The organism is Lysinibacillus sphaericus (assembly GCF_006864135.1).
GTDB lineage: Bacteria > Bacillota > Bacilli > Bacillales_A > Planococcaceae > Lysinibacillus.
This window is the reverse complement of sequence record NZ_SADV01000002.1, coordinates 362,468-380,450: the sequence shown is the minus strand read 5'-3', so window position 1 is coordinate 380,450 and position 17,983 is coordinate 362,468. Positions and strand designations below refer to the sequence as shown.

General features: G+C 36.8%; 17 protein-coding genes. 13 read left to right on the top strand and 4 right to left on the bottom strand.

Translation table 11 applies throughout. The features are described 5' to 3' along the window. Nucleotides 1-137: 137 nt before the first annotated feature. A complete protein-coding gene (locus C7Y47_RS04085; protein WP_142507586.1) occupies nucleotides 138-1,061 on the bottom strand; it encodes a COX15/CtaA family protein in 924 nt (307 codons plus the stop codon). A 336-nt stretch (nucleotides 1,062-1,397) separates the two neighbouring features. Between C7Y47_RS04085 and cyoE the strand changes: the two genes are divergently transcribed. From cyoE to C7Y47_RS04050, 7 genes are all read left to right on the top strand, one after another. Next, entirely contained in the window at nucleotides 1,398-2,315 is a 918-nt protein-coding gene (cyoE, locus tag C7Y47_RS04080; RefSeq protein WP_142507585.1) for a heme o synthase, read from the top strand. Between the two features lie 95 nt (nucleotides 2,316-2,410). Continuing rightward, nucleotides 2,411-3,499: a cytochrome c oxidase subunit II gene (coxB, locus tag C7Y47_RS04075; protein ID WP_142507584.1), complete on the top strand. Its 1,089-nt coding sequence runs from the start codon at nucleotides 2,411-2,413 to the stop codon at nucleotides 3,497-3,499. A gap of 41 nt (nucleotides 3,500-3,540) precedes the next feature. Then, a complete protein-coding gene (gene ctaD, locus C7Y47_RS04070; protein WP_142507583.1) occupies nucleotides 3,541-5,424 on the top strand; it encodes a cytochrome c oxidase subunit I in 1,884 nt (627 codons plus the stop codon). Further along, nucleotides 5,424-6,050 (top strand): cytochrome c oxidase subunit 3, encoded by a 627-nt coding sequence (locus C7Y47_RS04065; RefSeq protein ID WP_142507582.1) that lies wholly within the window; start codon nucleotides 5,424-5,426, stop codon nucleotides 6,048-6,050. The genes ctaD and C7Y47_RS04065 overlap by 1 nt, the downstream gene beginning before the upstream one ends. Nucleotide 6,051: 1 nt before the next feature. Further along, nucleotides 6,052-6,396 (top strand): cytochrome C oxidase subunit IV family protein, encoded by a 345-nt coding sequence (locus C7Y47_RS04060; protein ID WP_132357623.1) that lies wholly within the window; start codon nucleotides 6,052-6,054, stop codon nucleotides 6,394-6,396. A gap of 871 nt (nucleotides 6,397-7,267) precedes the next feature. Continuing rightward, entirely contained in the window at nucleotides 7,268-8,200 is a 933-nt protein-coding gene (ctaG, locus tag C7Y47_RS04055) for a cytochrome c oxidase assembly factor CtaG (protein WP_142507581.1), read from the top strand. 34 nt (nucleotides 8,201-8,234) lie between these two features. Beyond that, complete coding sequence (locus tag C7Y47_RS04050; RefSeq protein WP_142507580.1) at nucleotides 8,235-8,696, top strand: DUF420 domain-containing protein; 462 nt, start codon at nucleotides 8,235-8,237, stop codon at nucleotides 8,694-8,696. A gap of 182 nt (nucleotides 8,697-8,878) precedes the next feature. On the opposite strand, the gene ytvI is transcribed toward C7Y47_RS04050, so the two are convergent. Together ytvI and C7Y47_RS04040 are read right to left on the bottom strand one after the other, a co-directional pair. Beyond that, complete coding sequence (ytvI, locus tag C7Y47_RS04045) at nucleotides 8,879-9,943, bottom strand: sporulation integral membrane protein YtvI (RefSeq protein ID WP_142507579.1); 1,065 nt, start codon at nucleotides 9,941-9,943, stop codon at nucleotides 8,879-8,881. Nucleotides 9,944-10,150: 207 nt separating this feature from the next. Beyond that, complete coding sequence (locus tag C7Y47_RS04040) at nucleotides 10,151-10,516, bottom strand: YugN family protein (RefSeq protein WP_132357615.1); 366 nt, start codon at nucleotides 10,514-10,516, stop codon at nucleotides 10,151-10,153. A gap of 145 nt (nucleotides 10,517-10,661) precedes the next feature. On the opposite strand from C7Y47_RS04040, the gene C7Y47_RS04035 reads away from it, so the two are divergent. Together C7Y47_RS04035 and C7Y47_RS04030 are read left to right on the top strand one after the other, a co-directional pair. Then, complete coding sequence (locus C7Y47_RS04035) at nucleotides 10,662-11,780, top strand: CAP domain-containing protein (protein ID WP_142507578.1); 1,119 nt, start codon at nucleotides 10,662-10,664, stop codon at nucleotides 11,778-11,780. A gap of 207 nt (nucleotides 11,781-11,987) precedes the next feature. Beyond that, nucleotides 11,988-13,463 carry a UDP-N-acetylmuramoyl-L-alanyl-D-glutamate--2,6-diaminopimelate ligase gene (locus C7Y47_RS04030; RefSeq protein ID WP_142507577.1) on the top strand — a complete coding sequence of 492 codons (1,476 nt, stop codon included), beginning with the start codon at nucleotides 11,988-11,990 and terminating at the stop codon, nucleotides 13,461-13,463. Here C7Y47_RS04030 and C7Y47_RS04025 read toward each other — a convergent pair. After that, nucleotides 13,444-13,944 (bottom strand): PaaI family thioesterase, encoded by a 501-nt coding sequence (locus C7Y47_RS04025; protein WP_142507576.1) that lies wholly within the window; start codon nucleotides 13,942-13,944, stop codon nucleotides 13,444-13,446. The two genes, C7Y47_RS04030 and C7Y47_RS04025, sit on opposite strands and share 20 nt — an antisense overlap. Nucleotides 13,945-14,031: 87 nt before the next feature. Between C7Y47_RS04025 and C7Y47_RS04020 the strand changes: the two genes are divergently transcribed. The 4 genes from C7Y47_RS04020 to C7Y47_RS04005 all read left to right on the top strand — a co-directional run bounded on the left by C7Y47_RS04020 (nucleotide 14,032) and on the right by C7Y47_RS04005 (nucleotide 17,876). After that, entirely contained in the window at nucleotides 14,032-14,478 is a 447-nt protein-coding gene (locus tag C7Y47_RS04020) for a YlbF family regulator (protein WP_142507575.1), read from the top strand. A 159-nt stretch (nucleotides 14,479-14,637) separates the two neighbouring features. Continuing rightward, nucleotides 14,638-15,690, top strand: a complete 1,053-nt coding sequence (locus C7Y47_RS04015; protein WP_142507574.1) for a tartrate dehydrogenase — start codon at nucleotides 14,638-14,640, stop codon at nucleotides 15,688-15,690. A gap of 394 nt (nucleotides 15,691-16,084) precedes the next feature. Further along, complete coding sequence (locus C7Y47_RS04010; RefSeq protein ID WP_142507573.1) at nucleotides 16,085-16,612, top strand: RNA polymerase sigma factor; 528 nt, start codon at nucleotides 16,085-16,087, stop codon at nucleotides 16,610-16,612. Next, nucleotides 16,605-17,876: a hypothetical protein gene (locus C7Y47_RS04005; RefSeq protein ID WP_142507572.1), complete on the top strand. Its 1,272-nt coding sequence runs from the start codon at nucleotides 16,605-16,607 to the stop codon at nucleotides 17,874-17,876. The genes C7Y47_RS04010 and C7Y47_RS04005 overlap by 8 nt, the downstream gene beginning before the upstream one ends. Nucleotides 17,877-17,983: the final 107 nt, after the last annotated feature.

The window sequence follows — 17,983 nt, the reverse complement described above, 5'->3', positions numbered from 1 at the left end:
AACGACATCCACCTACCTATAAATATTACTATTTTTTAATAATAAACTTGTCGATTTTTTGACATATTATTGAGATAGAAGCGTTTGAAAATAAAAAAGATTCGCCATTGAAAAATATGGCGAATCTTTTTCTATTATTATTTGTTTTTTTCATTATAATTGCTACGTGCAACTAGCATTACCATATAGCAAAGTAGACCAAACAGCATTGAAATAAATAATGAATGAAGTAATGCGACTGTTAAATTCAATTTAGTTAGAACTACTAGCATACCAGCAATTACTTGTAAAATTACTATAGTAAAGGCAATAATCCAGCCATAGTAAATTACACGTTGATGTTTATATTCTTTTACAGCGTGCCACGTTATGTATGCAATCCAAATGAAAAAGATAAGAACAGCTAGACGATGCCCCATTTGCATCCATTCGTACATATTATTAAAAGCTGCGAATGGTGTATCGTTATAGCAAAATGGCCAGTCAGGACATATTAAGCTTGAATCTGTATGGCGAACAAGCGCCCCTGTATAAACGACTAAATAAGAATAAATTGTGACAGCAATCGTATGCCAACGTAATTTTTTTCCAATAAAAACGTTATCGGCATCAAATTTGCGATCGACTTCAAATACAATCATAGAAAGGAGGAGAACAGCAGCAAAGGAAATAAGAGAAATCCCAAAGTGGAGCGCTAATATGAAATCCCCTTGTCCCCACAACACTTGAGCTGCTCCAATAAGAGCTTGTGCGATTAAGAAAAACATTGCTAAGAAACCTAATAATTTTACTTCGCGAATATGGCCGATTTTACGCCATGTCCAAACTGTTAACGCAAGAATTGAAATAGATACGATCCCAGTTATAAGACGATGTGAAAATTCAATTAAGATTGCTGGTGTAATTTCTTTTGGAATAAGAGAACCATTGCAATCAGGCCAGTTTCGACCACAGCCTAAGCCACTGTCTGTTTTGGTAACAAGTGCCCCACCTAGTAAAACTAGGAGCATTCCAACTGTAGCGGCAACAGCAAACCATTTCATATACCTGTTTTGTTGCATAAAATGAGTCACCTACTTTATCTATGGACATTACATGAAAGTAATGTTTCTGCTACTAGATAATATCGAAAATACAATTAAAATACAACTTGTAAAGAGTAGGGAGTATTAGATGTCGATTCCATTTCACAAATTGTTCATAATTTCGTGCTCTAACCTTCACAATTCATTTTAGAAAATGATTTACTATAGATATGTTGTTTTTAATATATTTCTAGACAAAGCTAATTTTTACAACTTCATCTAAATTTCACTTAATGTCTAGAAATCAATCGCAAATTTCGCTATAGTAATTGGTAGCGGAATATGCTTACAAAAATGAAAGGAGAAGGTATCATGTCAAACGGTCGTGCTCTGACGGCTACTAGAAATAGTGGACCAGCATCAACATCATTTGTAAAAGATTTCTTAGCACTAATAAAAATTGGAATCGTTAACTCGAATCTTGTCACAACGTTTACAGGGATGTGGCTGGCATTTCAATTTACTAGTAGACACTTCTTGCAAGAGCTTGATGTCATATTGTTCACCATGCTGGGTGCGGCATTAATTATAGGTGGCTCAGGCGCAATGAATAACTTTATTGATCAGGATATTGATCCAATCATGAAAAGAACAAAGGGTAGACCGACAGTAACGGGTAGATTTAAGCCGAATTTTGTATTGACTATTGCCCTCTCATTTTTAATTGTAGGTGAAATTTTGTTATTTGCGGCATCGTTTGCGGCCGGCATGTGGGGACTAGTAGGGATATTTGCTTATGTCGTTCTGTACTCAATGTGGTCAAAGAGGAAGCATGTTAGTAACACGGTTGTAGGAAGTATTTCAGGGGCGATCCCACCAGTTATTGGGTTTGCAGCGGTTGAACCTGCATTAGGTCCTGGAGCACTTGCTCTATTCCTTATCATGTTTGCATGGCAACCACCGCATTTTTATGCACTTGCTATGAAACGTACTGAGGAATATCGTGCAGCTAATATACCAATGCTACCTGTAGTAAAAGGATTTAAACGTACAAAGTACTCGATGTTTTTCTGGATTCTTTTATTATTACCATTACCATTCCTTTTACCAGAGCTTGGTGTTGGCTTCTTAATTCTTGCCACTGCATTGAACTTAGGCTGGTTGATTCTAGCTTTTAAAGGCTTTACCACAAAAGATGATATGAAATGGGCAAATAAAATGTTTATCTATTCTTTGAATCATATGACCATACTATTTGTAGCCATCATAATTTTTGCGTTGTTTAGCTAAATTTAGGAATTCTTTCTTTTGAATTCATATAGACAGAACTTATTTCCTAGGTACACATGAAAAATACAACAAAGAAAGAGGGGTTTAATTAAGCTATGATGAAAGGGCTTAAAAAATGGCGTCTTTTTTCACTACTAGCAGTGATGATGGTTTTCCTTTCTGGTTGTGGTGAAGATTATATTTCTGCACTGAAACCGTCTGGTCAAGTAGGTAAAGAACAATTCAATCTATTAATGCTAGCTACTGGAATTATGACGTTAGTTGTAGTAGTAGTATCCGTTATCTATTTACTTGCATTCTTAAAATTCCGCCGTTCAAAAGTTGGCGAAAACGTTATTCCTAAGCAAGTAGAAGGAAGTCACACTCTTGAAATAATTTGGACAGTTATTCCAATTATTTTATTATTAATCTTAGCTGTACCAGTCGTTACGGCTACTTACAAATTTGCAGATGTTGCTGCGATGGACGAAGTAGATGAAAACGGTGACAAAACAGCACTTACTGTAAATGTAACTGCAAATTTATATTGGTGGGAGTTTGAATACCCTAACCAAGGTATTATAACTGCACAAGAATTAGTTGTACCAACAGGTCAAAAAGTTTACTTTAACTTAAAAGCTGCCGATGTTAAGCACTCATTCTGGATTCCTGCTATAGGCGGTAAAATGGATACGAACGTTGATAACTTAAACAAGTTCTATCTAGAATTCGATAAAGAATCAAAAGACCTTAAAGACGGCGTATTCTATGGTAAATGTGCTGAGTTATGTGGTCCTTCACACGCTCTAATGGACTTCAAAGTTAAAGCATTAAGCCCGGATGCATTCGACGCATGGGTAGCTTCAATGAAAGCAACAGATAAAAAAATGCCAGACAAAACTTCAGCTGATCTAGGCGAGGCAACATTTGCTAATAGCTGTATGGGTTGTCATGCTGTATCTGGTACAAGCGGTCCAGGTTCAAAGGGTCCTAACTTAACTACATTTGGTGACCGTAACCGTGTCGCTGGTTTCTTAGATCATGATGAAGAAAACTTAAAAGCTTGGATTAAGAATCCTGAGCAATTCAAGCCAGGTAACTTAATGATGAACGCAGAAGGTACTGCGCCAATTTATGGCGATTTAACTGACGAAGAAATTCAAGCTCTAGCAACTTATATCATGGGCTTATCTGTTGAGAAATGATTTTAACTTTAATGTAACAAACTTTGAGGGAGGTAAAAGTTGTGAGCTCATACACACAGAAAAAGAGCTTTGGAGCAACTGTCTGGGACTACATTACAACTGTTGACCATAAAAAGTTAGCAGTAATGTATTTATTAGCCGGTACATTGTTCTTCGCTATCGCTGGTTTTGAAGCGTTATTAATGCGTATTCAATTAATGCAACCAAATAACGATTTCGTCTCAGCAGGTTTTTTCAATCAATTATTAACAATGCACGGAACAACAATGTTATTCCTAGCTGCAACTCCATTACTATTTGCATTTATGAACATGCTTGTACCATTACAAATTGGTGCACGTGACGTAGCATTCCCGTTCCTTAATTCGTTAGGGTTCTGGTTATTCTTCCTAGGTGCAGTATTCCTTCACCTGTCATTCTTTATGGGTGGCGCGCCTGATGCGGGCTGGACGTCTTATGCATCATTATCTTTATATTCTCCTGGACATGGTATTGACTTCTATGTTCTCGGTTTACAAATATCAGGGGCGGGTACATTAATATCAGGTCTTAACTTTATCGTTACGATTATTACGATGCGTGCTCCAGGTATGACATTCATGCGTATGCCATTATTCACTTGGACAGCGCTAGTATCAAGTGCATTAATTTTATTCGCATTCCCTCCATTAACAATTGGTTTATTAATGATGTTATTTGACCGTATGTTCGGTGGTAACTTCTTTGACCATACTATGGGTGGTAACACAATTATTTGGGAACACTTATTCTGGATCTTCGGACACCCAGAGGTTTATATCTTAGTATTACCAGCGTTTGGTTTATTCTCTGAGATTATCCCAGCGTTCTCTCGTAAACGTTTATTTGGATACTCTTCAATGGTATTCGCAACAATTTTAATCGGTTTCTTAGGGTTCATGGTTTGGGCTCACCACATGTTTACAGTTGGTCTTGGGCCAACAGCAAACGCAATCTTTGCTGTTGCAACAATGGCAATTGCCGTTCCAACAGGTATGAAAGTATTTAACTGGATCTTAACTATTTGGGGAGGATCTATTAAAGTTACAACACCAATGCTTTATGCACTTGGTTTCATCCCGTCATTCGTTGCGGGTGGTGTTACAGGGGTAATGCAAGCATCTGCACCTCTTGACTACCAATTACACGATTCTTACTTTATCGTTGCTCACTTCCACTACGTAATCGTTGGTGGTATCGTAACAGCGTTATTTGGTTCAGCGCACTTCTACTGGCCAATTTTCTTCAACCGTATGTTAAACGAAACACTTGGTAAAATTACTTTCTGGGTATTCTTTATTGGATTCCATTTAACGTTCTTCGTTCAACACTTCTTAGGTTTAATGGGTATGCCACGTCGCGTATTCACTTACAGAGAAGGTCAAGGTTGGGATCAGTTTAACTATATCTCTACAATCGGTGCATTAATGATGGGTGTAGGGGTTATCTTAATGGTAATCAACTGCTTAATGTCAATCAAAGGCAAACCAGCAGGTCGCGATCCATGGGGCGATGGACGTACATTAGAATGGTCAATTCCACAACCAATCCCATTCTATAACTTCCGTCAAACACCACTTGTTCGTGGTTTAGATCCATGGTGGATTGAAAAGCAAGAAGGTAATAAAGAAATTACATTTGCTGAGCCAGTCGGTGATATTCATATGCCAAACAACTCAGCCATCCCATTTGTTATTTCTATGGGCTTGTTTATCGCAGCATTCGGTGCTCTTTATAATCAAGATGCAGATAAACCATGGTCAATTTATGTTTTAATTGCAGGTCTTGCAATTACATTCGGTGCTATGATTTTCCGTTCTGTTAAGGACGATCACGGTTTCCACTTACACAAAGAAGAAATTCTTGAAATTGAAGAACATCTTTACGGCAAAGGAGGAAATAAATAATGGATTTCAATACTAAATTTACTCCTCATACTTGGCCAGATCATCCTGAACAAGCGACGATGGAAGGGAAAAATAAAGTTGTTGGTTTCTGGATTTTCCTTGCCTGTGAAGTTGTACTTTTCGCGAGTTTATTCGCTACTTACCTAGCGCTTAAGAACAAAGGGCCTGCTGGCATGGAGTTCACAACACAAGGTTTATTTGAATTACCTTTAGCTTTCGCTATGACGATGTTATTATTAACATCTTCACTAACGTCTGTTTATGCCATTTACCATATGCGTAACTTTAACTTTAAAGCTATGCAAACTTGGTTTGGTATTACATTACTTTTAGGTCTTGGATTCTTAGGTCTTGAAATCTATGAATTCAATCATTATGTAGGTCTTGGTTTTACATTTGACCAATCTGCATTCTCAACTGCGTTTTATTCTTTAGTTGGTACACATGGTTTCCACGTAACATTAGGTCTTGTATGGTTTGCTACGTTAATGCTTCGTAATGCTAAGCGCGGTCTTAACTTATACAATGCACCTAAATTTTTCGTAGCTGCTTTATACTGGCACTTTATCGACGTAGTTTGGGTATTCATCTTTACAGTAGTATACTTGATGGGAGTGATCGGATAATATGTCTACACACGATACACCTATAGTTGCTAAGACACAGGCACAATACGAGTATGACCGTCATCATAATGCCGTTCATATGCGTAAACAAGTACTCAACTTTGCGATTATGATTTTCTTTACGTTCATCGCATTCGCTGTAGTTGCTGCTGATTTTTCTAAATACTTAGTATTACCGCTTATTTTATTGCTTGCTGGTGTTCAAGTTGTTCTTCAACTTTACGCTTTCATGCACTTAGAAGACAAAAAAACACACTTCGGTGGTGTAATTGGTTTCTTCATGTGGATGGGTATACTAATCGCATTTACATTCTTCTTAGCATTTTTAACAATTATTTGGTGGTAATCACCAAAAAAAGCACGTTCTCTACTTTCAGTAGAAACGTGCTTTTCTTTTTGGGTTCTATTCAAGTGAATGAGCCGCTAAGAATTAATATAATTTATGTGAGAGTGATTTCCGTTCCAGGCTACTCGCTTTCCTGTGGGCGAGTAGCCTTCCACTCCAATCAACAATAGTGGAGAACTTTTATAAATATTATGCATTTCAAAAGTTGACACTATGTAAACGCGCCTTAATTGAACAGAATAGACTTATAATAGTGACGTGATTAGATCTATTTTTGCTGTATCTATGCTTTCGCAGAGACAAACTATTTTGCTTAAGTTAAGTTTTATTGCTTAAATTGTAGCGACAAGGCAGAGGATACATGCCGTATGAATCAGTTGATTGTAGTGGAGACTGGGCGACTCCTTGGGGATCAGCGTCACAGATGAGACCATGGAGCGAGCAGCTAGGGGAACGAAGGCTAAAAGCATCACGTCCTGTGATAACGCCTTCGTGACCAACATCCTGTTGCTGCCGCTACGTTACACTACGCTTTCGCACAAAAAACATCCTGTTGCCCCAAGCCGCTACGCCCCCAGGAAGCTTTGCTCTGTGCGAAAACGAAGCGTCAGCAACAAATGTTTTCTGTAGCGTCAGCTACAAATGTTTTTTCTGTGCGAAAGCGAAGCGGCAGCAACAAAGCGCCCAGTCGGAACGGAAATCAACCCCACGCTATGGCTGACGACCCACAAGAAATAAAATACTCTTAATGGATGCTCTAGCTTGTTCAAGTAATATACTATGGTTAGTAATTTGTTCACCTTTCGTTCATTGCAGAATAAGTGTAAGCGTTCTATAATAGGGGTATTGAAGTAAAAGGAGTGCGTTCTGTATGCCACTTAGTATATTTGGTTTCCAAGCTTTATGGAGCCCATACTTAATAGGGGTTCTTGTTTTCATAACAGTCATCTATTTTCTAGTCACAACAAAGTGGCGCAAAGATTTTAAAGTAAGTGAGCCTTTGAAAAAGGAAGAGGCTATTTATTTTGTACTGGCAATGGTAACGATTTATATTATTAAAGGATCTCCAATAGATTTAATGGCACATATTATGTTTACGATGCATATGGTGCAAATGGCTATTTTATTATTACTTGTACCGATTTTCTTAATTAAGGGAATTCCTTGGTGGGTATGGAAAGTTGCGATTGAAGCACCGGTTGTTAAATCTTTATTTAAAGTATTTACACTCCCTGTCGTTGCGGTATTTGTGTTTATTGGGTTATTTTCTTTCTATCATTTACCTGCAGTATTAGACTACATTAAATTAAACGAAACTTTACATGGTACATATACATTTGTATTATTTGTTTCTGCTACTTTAATGTACTGGCCTTTGATTCAAAAGATGCCTAATAGTTCGCATATGAAACCCTTGTATAAATTAGCCTATATTATTGCTAACGCGGTATTAATTACACCTGCGTGTGCGTTAATTATTTTTGCGCCAAACGCAATGTATGAAACATATACAAATGGTGATGCATGGCTAAAGGCAATGGAACTTTGTGTACCTGTTTCTACATTGTCTAGTTTATCTTTATCAGGACCAGAGCTCTTTACAAATATGACACCTGTTGCCGATCAGCAACTAGGCGGCGTTTTAATGAAGATTTTACAAGAGCTTATTTTTGGTGTATTACTTGGATCAATATTTATTAAGTGGTATCGGTCAGAACAAAAGGATCCTGATAAAATTACTGCTGATGCATTAAAAGAACATCAAAAGAAATGGGAAAATCAACAACAACAACATCAGTTGTAAAAAGAAACTTTAATTTGTATAAGGGGTTTTGTAAATGGAATTGCAAATTTTGCCTACTATAAGTACGTCATTCATCGTTATTAGTGCTGTACTTGTAGCTATTGGTTGGGGCTTAATTATAAAAAGAAAAGTAGAGGCACATAAAAAAGTAATGCTTGCAGCAGGAGTTGCAGCACTTATCTTCTTTATTATTTACGCTTCACGAACAGTCTTTATTGGTAACACAGCGTTTGGTGGTGGAGAAGATTTAAAGCCATATTATACTTTCTTCTTAATTTTCCATATTACTCTCGCAACAACTGGAGCAGTATTTGGAATTGTTAGTATTATTTCTGGTTTGAAAACTAATCTCAAGCTTCACCGTCGTATTGGACCGATTACAAGTATTATTTGGTTCTTCGTAGCTATTACAGGAGTTTTAGTATACTTTTTACTATACGTTATGTTTGAACCAGGTGAAACAACATCTGTCATTAAAGCTATATTAGGCTTTTAACCTCTTTTAACGGGTGCTCGAACATCTGTACCTGCGCACTGGGCTTTCCGCAAAAAACATTTATTGGCCTGAAGCCTCCGGCGGATGTCATGGAATCGGAATGAAGTTCTATATGCAGCACAAAGCAGAATTCTGGACGCGATTATGCCGAGGCATAATTGATTAAAAAAAAATCTCCCTCCTTATTTTTGAGAAGGTGGGAGATTTTTTATGGATGTTTGATTAAATAGGGAAACGATAACAACAACGAGTAAAGGGCCAATTAAAATACCGGAAAATCCAAACATTTTAAAACCGATAAACATAGCAATAAAGGTTGTTAGTGAGGAGAGTCCAACTTTATTTCCAATAACTCTAGGCTCAATCATTCGTCGAACTAAAAATTGTGCGATCGTAAGTACGACTAACATAACAGCATAAATGTATTCACCTGTAAAAGCTTTGTATATTGCCCAAGGAAGAAGCAAAATAAATGAATCTAAAAAAGGCACGAAATCTAAAATGACTAGTAAAAGTGCTAAAATAAATGGGAACGGTGTTTTAAGAAAATAAAAGGTTCCAAAAGCGATAACAAAAATGCAAATACCAATTAAAAATTGAGCTTTTACAAAACCAAATAAAGCAAGTTTTACACGCTGTCCAATAAATAGTATTTTTTGATGATAGTGAAACGAAATAGGCGCTAACATTTTACGGTTAATGTTCGGTAATTCTAAAAGAAACATATATAGTACAATCCAATAAACGAAAATATCAAACAAACGAGAAGTTATATACGTAAGTGAAGATGACCAAACATTTACATTTGTTAAAGAAAGAGCATATTTCTCGATTGAAGAGAGAGCTCGTGCTATCATAAGTTGAATTTGTATAACAAGATCTAAGGGCAAGTGATAAGTATAGTTGGAAAGCTTGGATTGTGTTTGAATCCATAGTGCAGATAGCTGGTTGAGGTACTCTGGAATATGAATGATAAATGTCGAAAATTGTTTCCAACTTATAAATATAATGAGAATACATAAAAGTAATGTCATGCTTGAAAAGAACAAGAAAAAAAGAGATGCGACTATTTTGCGTTTTTTTCGGAACCGTTTACTAATTCGTATGATGACAGGTTCCAATAATAATGCAGTTACGTAGGCAAGCAGTATGGGTAATGACAGAGATATAAACCAGAGAATTGCAATTCCGATAGCTATAACAATGATCGGATGGCGAAAAAAGGGGTGTTTTAAAAATTGTAACATTTGTCTCACCTACATCATGTAAAAGATATAGTTAGTATGAGAAGAAATAAAATTTTTACTCAAAATAAAAAAGACTGGACCACCAGTCTTTTCAGATTTAGCTATTGCACTGCATGTTATTGCCGATTTACTGTAAACCCTAATAAAAAAATAAAATAATTTCGATGTTTAATCGACATCAATGCAAAATGACATAACTATCTAAAATTAAGCATGAATTTCAAAAGCTTCTAGGTCTAATTTAACCTTTTTTAAGATTTCTTCACATTTTTTTACAAGATGAGCTGGATAAACTTCATCATCACCATACTCAACGCCGTGTGGATAGTAGTACTTACCAAGTACTGGTTTCATTAATGTTAAAATGGCATCGTGTGCACCAACATCACCAGATTTAGCATATGAGAATACACGTAGATAATAACGACCTTCGCGAGTATCGAAACGCTTATCAAATGTCATACGTTCGTAATCCCAGCCGCCATCACATTCTAAACCGTTTTTTTTCATGACGCTTACAATAAGTTCTTGATCAGCTGTTAAATTTTCAAGGTTAGTATTTTCGAAATACATCTTTAATCCTCCTTTAGGTTCTCGTACAAAGTATACGCTCATTTTTATAATAGAGCATATTCGACATTGTTGCAATGACAACATTGTGTCAACCCAATTATAATTGATATAATAAATAGACTAATGTGATAAGAAGGAGTCATGTATGAAAGCTTTATTTCGCATTTTTATGGCATGTGCTGCAATTACATTAATTGGCTTTATGTTTTTTAATACACCGCGTGAAAACGAGCCACTAAAAGGCCCGAATGCCAATTCAAATGTTATTCCCAAAACCGAATTAAAGCAGCCTGAAATGGGAGCAACGACACGTCCAAAAAGCGGGATGTCGACATTAATCGGTCAAGAAGCTAAGGTAGTTTTGGAGAAATATGGTGAACCAGTACGAAAGGAACCATCCTCCTTTGGATATGATTGGTGGATCTATAACTCCAGTGCTTCTACATTTTTCATGGTAGGCGTTGACAATCACATTGTGACACAAGTTTACATCGCTGGTGATGATTTGGATGCTTCTCCTTTTAAGGTTGGTCAGAAGCGCGATGAGATATACCGAATGACAATTATTGATTATGAAGTAACTGCGAATGTCGGTGAAAATATTTTCGTTTTCTCGATGAGTGAAGAAGATATGCAGACACGACTGCTTGTAAAATTTGAAGGGCTTTTTGCACAACTTTATATAGATAGAGAAACGGGTAAGCTACAAGGAATACGTTTTACTAATAGTAAAACCCTTGTTCTTCATCAACCGTATGAAATGACTTATCAAGGTGAGCTAGTAATACCAACACCACCATCTTCCTTTTTACAGCAGGAAATTAATGAAGCAAATGCTGCGCAGCTTAACGATTTAATAAATGTAACGAGAGTTCAACATGATTTAACACCATTAAATATGGATGATTCATTAGAAGAAGTTGCAAAAATGCATAGTGAAGATATGAAGGTGCACAATTTCCTTGCTCATGAATCACCAACAAATGGAGATTTAAAAAAGAGATTAGAAACACGGGGAATCGAATATAGTGAAGCAAATGAAAATCTTGCGACTGATTATTTTGATGCGATTGAAGCAATGCATGGCTGGCTTAATTCACCTGAGCATCGAAATGTCATTTTAAATGATAAATATACGACAGTGGGATCTGGAGTATTTTTAAACTATTATACGCAAATATTATTAGAATCATCTTCACAGGGGCTGGATAGTGAGAAAGACTCCGAGGAACCAGTAGAAAATATTGATGAATCATCACCATAAATAGAAATTTGAGACTGAAGATAAACTTGGCGAAATCAAGTTTATCTTCAGTCTTTTTCAAATGTATTGAGAAGCGAAAGCAAAACCTCACCTATAGAAGTCTCCCACTTCTATAGGTGAGATAAGCACAATGATCGCCGCCTACATTTTTCGTCACATCGTTACATACGCCGTCATATGATAGAGAACCGAAAGGGGGAATGAAGCTTGCAATTAGCGGAGCTATTAAAAGACTGGCCGTGTAGCATAACTGGGGGATCTATTCGCACAATTATTACAGGAGTCGAGGATTATGCTCAGGCAGTAAAACCTGGGGATATTTTTATTGTACGTAAAGGTAAGAAGACATCGGGAAGTCGTTTTGTAAAAGAAGCATTAGCCCGGGGTGCTGCCGCGATAGTATCAGAAGAAAGTATTTCAATGCCTATTACCGATCAAAATATTCCTTTTGTTTGGGTTCCAAATACAGCCTTATTTTTATCGTATGCGAGTGCAAAGCTTTCAGCCTTTCCCGCAGAAGCATTAACAGTCATTGCGATTACAGGTACAAATGGTAAAACAACAGTGAGTCATTTCGTGAGCCAATTATTAAGAGCCCTACATAAAAACGTTGCAGTTATTGGAACTGTAGGATTTTTCATCAATGAACAGAAACAACAAACCGTGTATGAGCAATTAACTACATTACAGGCGAAAGAGTTGCATCCAATTTTAAAGCAATGTGTACGAAATGGTGTTACACATGTTGTTTTAGAAGCTTCATCAATGGGATTACAGCAAAATAGACTTGATCATTGTGATATCGATTGTGGTGTTTTTTTAAATTTATCGGAGGATCATTTAGAAGATCATGGAGGACTCGAGGCATATAAGCGTGCGAAAAAAAGGCTGGCAGATTTATCGAAAAAGCTAGTGCTAAATGGAGATGATAATTTTTGCCGTTCCGTCGGTATTTATGATAAGAAAAAATCTTGCTCATTTGGCTTTGATAATCATAATGATTTACATATCCAAATTGTCAGTGAATCATTTGGAAAAACGGTACTTTGTTTACAAACATCATCGACTGAGCATATTGTAGAAATCCCTTTTGTTGGTAAATATCATGTGCAAAATGCTGTAGCCGCGTTGATGACTTTATGGCGCCTAGGTTTCTCAATTGAAGAGATAGCAGAGCATATGTGGTTGTTAAGGCTACCAGAAGGAAGACTTGAGAAAATAGACAATCCATTTGGGATTGATGTGTATGTAGATTATGCACATACTGCAGAGGCATTACAGGCTGTTCTGCAAACTTTTGATCGCTCGAAAACCCTTTACCTTGTATTTAGCTGCGGGGGGAATCGAGATAAGGCGAAACGTTTTGCGATGGGAGCAGTAGCTAGTAAGTATGCGGATGTCATTTTTTTAACAACTGATAATCCGCGTGATGAAGACCCAATTTTAATTAATGAAAGTATTATTGCTGGTTTTACTGAGCAGCAATATTATGAAGTCTATCTAGATCGGAAAGTTGCTATTCATCAAGCATTAGCAAAGGCAGAAAAAGGCGATATTGTACTTGTTGCCGGAAAAGGGCATGAACAAACCCAACAAATAAAAAATCAAAAATTCCCTTTTTCCGATCAACAATGTATTCGAGATTACTTTTTAAATCTTATGTCTAAGGACGGCGTTGAATGACAAAGAAAGAACCTGTCGCAATAGCAAGTTTTCGTCCTGTCTCATCCTCGATATCACATTCCATCACAAGTGTCTGACGCCCTTTATGTACGAAACGTCCACGAGCAATAAGTTCTTTGTTGGTTGTTGTAGCAATATAAGTGATATTCATATTTGTTGTGACAACATTAAAGCCTTCTGGCACTGAACGTGAAGCAAGTCCTCCCATTGCTGCATCTGCAATTGTTGCAATAATCCCGCCGTGTGGTACCTTAATGGTATTATGGATAACAGGTGTAATGGGCATGCGAACTTCGCTAATTTCAGGCTCAAATTCGCCAACCATGTGTAAGGCAGCATTAATATAGCGTCGATGAATACCTTGTTGCTTATCGTGAAGGCCAGACAATAAATGTAGTAATACTTCCTCATCTTCAGCTGTACTATGTTGTAAAATCTCTGCAAGTAATTGCTCTATTTCTTTTTTAGACGATGGTACCAATTTAAAAACTCCTTCATTTAAAAATATCAATAATGTAAAATTACCATAAAATCTGTTATGATGGAAAAGAGATTGGGGGAATTAAAAATGATGATGACCTCTGACTGGGCAATCATTTTGGATGAGGCCGATGCGCTTTGTGAGATGATTCTTTCCTCTGAACCTGCGAAAATGCTACAGCAAGCATATGATGCTGTGTATAGCGATGTCCAAATAGTCGAAGCTATTTATGCATTTAATCGCATGAAAGAGCAGTATGAAGATGTACAACGTTTCGGAAAATATCATCCGGACTATCATACAATTATGAAATCGATTCGTCAGCAAAAGCGCGCACTCGATTTAAATGGAAAGGTTTCAGCTTTAAGAATTGCTGAGAACGATTTTCAAGATTTACTTGATCAAATAAGCTTACTTATAGGGAAAAATGTTTCAGAAGCGGTAAAAGTTCCTGTAAGTAATCCGTTCTTTGCATCAGGTTCTTCATGTGGTGGAGGATGTGGCTCAGGCGGTTCTTGCTCTTGCTCTGCATAAACAAGGTAATACTTTTTCTTAGACTGTATGCAAACTCGGGTGAGTTTCTATACAGTCTTTTTTTATACTGCGACAGCCGTAAACATCAGGGTGTAATTACTGCAGAAAAATTGTATAGTCATTGCATAGGTGTTATAGAAATTAAAGGAGGATTAACAGATGAAGACTTATCGAATTGCCGTTATACCAGGAGATGGGATTGGTAAAGAGGTAGTACCAGCGGCGATAGAAGTTCTTGATAAAGCCGCTCAATTAGATGGCAGCTTTCAAATTGAATGGACCACATTCCCATGGGGTTGTGATTATTATTTAGAGACAGGTAAAATGATGCCTGATAATGGTATTGAAATTTTGAAAGATTACGATCAAATCTTTTTAGGTGCTGTAGGCATGCCAGATTTAGTACCAGACCATATTTCATTATGGGGCCTACTTATTAAAATCCGCCGTGAGATGAAGCAATCTATTAATGTGCGTCCAGCAAAATTACTTCAAGGTTTACCTTCACCTTTACGTAACCCAAATGGCTTTGATTTTGTTGTTGTACGTGAAAACTCAGAGGGAGAGTATGCTGAGAGTGGTGGCAGAATACATAGTGGACAGGATGAGGTCGCTATCCAAAATGCTATTTTTACAAGGAAGGGAACAGAGCGTGCAATGCGATATGCATTTGAAATGGCGAAAACTCGACGCCAGCATGTTACAAGTGCCACAAAATCTAACGGAATTACATACAGTATGCCTTTTTGGGATGAAATATTTGCGCAAGTAGGTAAAGATTACGAGAATATAGGACAAGTATCTAATCATATTGATGCTTTAGCTGCCTTTTTAGTAATGAAGCCAGAAAACTTTGATGTCATTGTTGCATCCAATTTATTTGGGGATATTTTAACAGACTTAGGTGGTGCGATTATGGGAAGTATCGGAATTGCTCCAGCTGCAAATTTAAATATAGAAAGACAATATCCATCCATGTTTGAACCAGTTCATGGCTCTGCTCCTGACATTGCAGGACAAGGTATAGCAAATCCGCTTGGACAAATTTGGACAGGTAAAATGATGCTTGATTTCTTAGGCTATCATGAAATTGGTACAAAAGTGCTGAATGCGATGGAAGCGACACTAGCAAAAGGTATTAAAACAGGCGATTTGGGCGGAACAGCGACATTACGTGATGTAACGGATGCTGTATTACATCATCTACAATAAAGCAAAACTTTAAACAGTGGGGTTTTCTTCAGCCCCGCTTTTATTAGATTTTGGCTGTTTTCTTAAAGATTGTTGCTATTCAACTAACGAGAGCAGATTAAACTTCATTATCTTTCGTTTTCTGTGGTGAAGAGCTGAATTTTGCGCTTCATGGATGGCTAACGGGGCAGTTTTCTTTATAAGTTGGAATAGTTTTTGCAAATCAAAATGGACTACTTATATTCTTTTTACCGTATTAGACATTCGGGCAGTCCTTCGTAATAAGATCTTATTAAAAATTAATTGGAATAATATAAATGAAATCGTAGGGAGAATATTCTTCCTATTTTTTTATGGGAAAATGTAAATTAGTTAAGCTAAATCATGAACTAAATTGTCTAATGTATAGAAGGGAGTGAGTTACATTATTCGTTTAATTAAAAAAGCTCAAAAAGGAAATGAAAAAGCCTTTTTAAAACTTTTTCAAATGTATGAAGCAGATATATATCGAATGGCATTTATTTATTTAAAGAATGAAGAGGAGGCTCTAGATATTGTACAAGAAACCGCTTATAAAGCGTTCGATAAAATTGAAAGCTTAAAAGAACCTGCGTATATTAAAACATGGCTTATTAAGATTACCATTAGTAATTCACTGAATCGTTTAAAAAAGCTAGAAAAGATTGTGCCTATGCAAAATGAATACATAGACAATATACAGTTTGAACAGGGTGACCATACCGTTAAAGTCTTGCTACAACAGATACTAGAGGAATTAACAAGCGATGAAAAAGGGATTGTATTACTGAAATATTATGAGGGCTATACTTTTCAAGAAATTGCTGACACGCTCCAAATCCCATTAGGAACAGTAAAGTCAATCCTTTATCGTGCATTGAAAAAGTTACGTGTTCAAGTAGAGGAGGCAGATTTTTATGGATAAGTTAAAAGAGTCAGTAGAGTCGATTCCATTACCGCAGGATTTACACAAAAGAGCGAAAATGGGTGTTAGCCAAGTAAAGAAAAAAAGGAAGAGAACATGGCTCATTCCATTAGTGGCTACCGTATTTCTAGCTAGCTCTATTACAGTTGGTGCTGCAATGAATGACAATGTAAAAAATTTGCTATGGCAAATTAGCCCTGAAATAGCTGCATTACTTGAACCAATAGAAAGTACTGTTGAATATGATGGGATAAAAATGGAAATCGTTTCAGCAATGCGGGATGAAGATATGGCAGTAGTGTATGTGACATTGCAGGATGTTGAAGGAAACCGTATTGATGAAACATTGGATATTTATGATTATTCCATGTCAAAAGGAAGGTCTTTTACTGTGGAAAGAATTGGTTATGATGCTACAACGAAAACAGCCTTAGTTCGATTCATGTCATTTAATGGGAGTAGTACAGATGATTTTAAGTTGAAAATCCGTTCTTTTTTAAATGATAAATCAGTGTTAGAGGATGTAACATTCCCACTAGATTTACAAGATGTAAAAGAACAACAAACAGAGCTTTTGCCAGATGGGACAATTCGAGGCGGAGCGTCTCCTGGAGAGGATGTATATGTACTGCCTGCAGGTAAATTGAATATTCAAACTCAACTATATGACGGAATGCGAATGACAAATATAGGACTTCAAAATGACAAACTCTATGTGCAAATAGAGTGGCCAGCCAATAATGCGATTGATCACGGACAATTTTATTTGGTAAATCAAGCCGGGCAGAAGATTCATCCTACAGAGAGATATTCCTATGGGAGAGATGAACAAGGAACACCCATTTATGCTTATAATTATGAGGAAAATATATTTGATGTGAAGGATATCGATCTAGCTGAGTATGAGTTGCAGGCCAAGATTTATACAGCTGGTCAATATGTGGAGGGTGATTGGGAAGCAACCTTCAAACTAAAAGAGATGAGAGGGCAGTCAGTGCCATTTGCTATGAATTTTGGTGACTGGAAAGCGAAAGAGCTAAAGATTTCTCCACTGGGTTTAACGTTCATAGGGGAAGGCGATGCGACAGAAACGGAAGAATTAACGGCTACAATTGTTAATAATGACGGAAGTCATAAGGAATTGACAAGTTTAGTTTCCTTTACGGATGAAAATCAAGTGAAACTAAAGTTAATGTCAGAGGAACCATTAAAGCCCGAACAAATTAAATCCATTATGATTAATGGATTTAAAGTGGATTTTTAACAAAAGAGGACGTTTCTGGTATCGTGAATAATGAACTTTATCGGGAGGGATAAATAGTTTAAGTATATATTGCAACTTATAATTGGAATTTTAATTTTGCTGTATCA

Coding starts and splice junctions, on each gene's coding strand:
- C7Y47_RS04085 (WP_142507586.1), bottom strand. CDS start 1,061: ATGCAACAAAACAGGTATATGAAATGGTTTGCTGTTGCCGCTACAGTT.
- cyoE (WP_142507585.1), top strand. CDS start 1,398: ATGTCAAACGGTCGTGCTCTGACGGCTACTAGAAATAGTGGACCAGCA.
- coxB (WP_142507584.1), top strand. CDS start 2,411: ATGATGAAAGGGCTTAAAAAATGGCGTCTTTTTTCACTACTAGCAGTG.
- C7Y47_RS04065 (WP_142507582.1), top strand. CDS start 5,424: ATGGATTTCAATACTAAATTTACTCCTCATACTTGGCCAGATCATCCT.
- C7Y47_RS04060 (WP_132357623.1), top strand. CDS start 6,052: ATGTCTACACACGATACACCTATAGTTGCTAAGACACAGGCACAATAC.
- ctaG (WP_142507581.1), top strand. CDS start 7,268: ATGCCACTTAGTATATTTGGTTTCCAAGCTTTATGGAGCCCATACTTA.
- C7Y47_RS04050 (WP_142507580.1), top strand. CDS start 8,235: ATGGAATTGCAAATTTTGCCTACTATAAGTACGTCATTCATCGTTATT.
- ytvI (WP_142507579.1), bottom strand. CDS start 9,943: ATGTTACAATTTTTAAAACACCCCTTTTTTCGCCATCCGATCATTGTT.
- C7Y47_RS04040 (WP_132357615.1), bottom strand. CDS start 10,516: ATGTATTTCGAAAATACTAACCTTGAAAATTTAACAGCTGATCAAGAA.
- C7Y47_RS04035 (WP_142507578.1), top strand. CDS start 10,662: ATGAAAGCTTTATTTCGCATTTTTATGGCATGTGCTGCAATTACATTA.
- C7Y47_RS04020 (WP_142507575.1), top strand. CDS start 14,032: ATGATGATGACCTCTGACTGGGCAATCATTTTGGATGAGGCCGATGCG.
- C7Y47_RS04015 (WP_142507574.1), top strand. CDS start 14,638: ATGAAGACTTATCGAATTGCCGTTATACCAGGAGATGGGATTGGTAAA.
- C7Y47_RS04005 (WP_142507572.1), top strand. CDS start 16,605: ATGGATAAGTTAAAAGAGTCAGTAGAGTCGATTCCATTACCGCAGGAT.